Consider the following 1,001-nt stretch of genomic DNA (forward strand, 5'->3'; position numbering starts at 1 on the left):
GAGGGCGCTTACCACTTTGTGATTCATGACTGGGGTGAAGTCGTAACAAGGTAACCGTAGGGGAACCTGCGGTTGGATCACCTCCTTACCTTAAAGAACCTGCCTTTGCAGTGCTCACACAGATTGTCTGATGAAAAACAGCAGTAAAAACCTCTACAGGCTTGTAGCTCAGGTGGTTAGAGCGCACCCCTGATAAGGGTGAGGTCGGTGGTTCAAGTCCACTCAGGCCTACCAAATTTGCGAAGCAAATTTGAAGAGGTTGCAAAACGATGGGGCTATAGCTCAGCTGGGAGAGCGCCTGCTTTGCACGCAGGAGGTCTGCGGTTCGATCCCGCATAGCTCCACCATCTTTTACTGCGAACACAAGAAAACTTCAGAGTGAACCTGAAAAGGTGCACTGCGAAGTTTTGCTCTTTAAAAATCTGGATCAAGCTGAAAATTGAAACGACACACATGTTATGGTGTGTTCGAGTCTCTCAAATTTTCGCAATCAGAAGTGAAACATCTTCGGGTTGTGAGGTTAAGCGACTAAGCGTACACGGTGGATGCCCTGGCAGTCAGAGGCGATGAAGGACGTGCTAATCTGCGAAAAGCGCCGGCGAGGTGATATGAACCCTTGACCCGGCGATGTCCGAATGGGGAAACCCAGTGCAATCCGTTGCACTATCGTTAACTGAATACATAGGTTAACGAGGCGAACCGGGGGAACTGAAACATCTAAGTACCCCGAGGAAAAGAAATCAACCGAGATTCCCCCAGTAGCGGCGAGCGAACGGGGAGCAGCCCAGAGTCTGAATCAGCTTGTGTGTTAGTGGAAGCGTCTGGAAAGTCGCACGGTACAGGGTGAAAGTCCCGTACACGAAAATGCACAGGTTGTGAACTCGAAGAGTAGGGCGGGACACGTGGTATCCTGTCTGAATATGGGGGGACCATCCTCCAAGGCTAAATACTCCTGACTGACCGATAGTGAACCAGTACCGTGAGGGAAAGGCGAAAAGAAC

Annotated in this window: 2 tRNA genes and 2 rRNA genes; all 4 read left to right on the plus strand. The window is 50.4% G+C overall.

The annotated features are described in order from the left end of the window. Positions 1-88 (plus strand): 16S ribosomal RNA (locus PUZ33_RS25100); the annotation flags it as partial. Between the two features lie 69 nt (positions 89-157). Further along, positions 158-234: transfer RNA gene (locus tag PUZ33_RS25105), tRNA-Ile, on the plus strand. Between the two features lie 37 nt (positions 235-271). Further along, positions 272-347: transfer RNA gene (locus PUZ33_RS25110), tRNA-Ala, on the plus strand. Positions 348-518: 171 nt separating this feature from the next. After that, a 23S ribosomal RNA gene (locus PUZ33_RS25115) occupies positions 519-1,001 on the plus strand; the annotation flags it as partial.

Origin of the sequence: Enterobacter cloacae complex sp. 2022EL-00981 (assembly GCF_028737495.1) — a bacterium.
GTDB lineage: Bacteria > Pseudomonadota > Gammaproteobacteria > Enterobacterales > Enterobacteriaceae > Enterobacter > Enterobacter cloacae.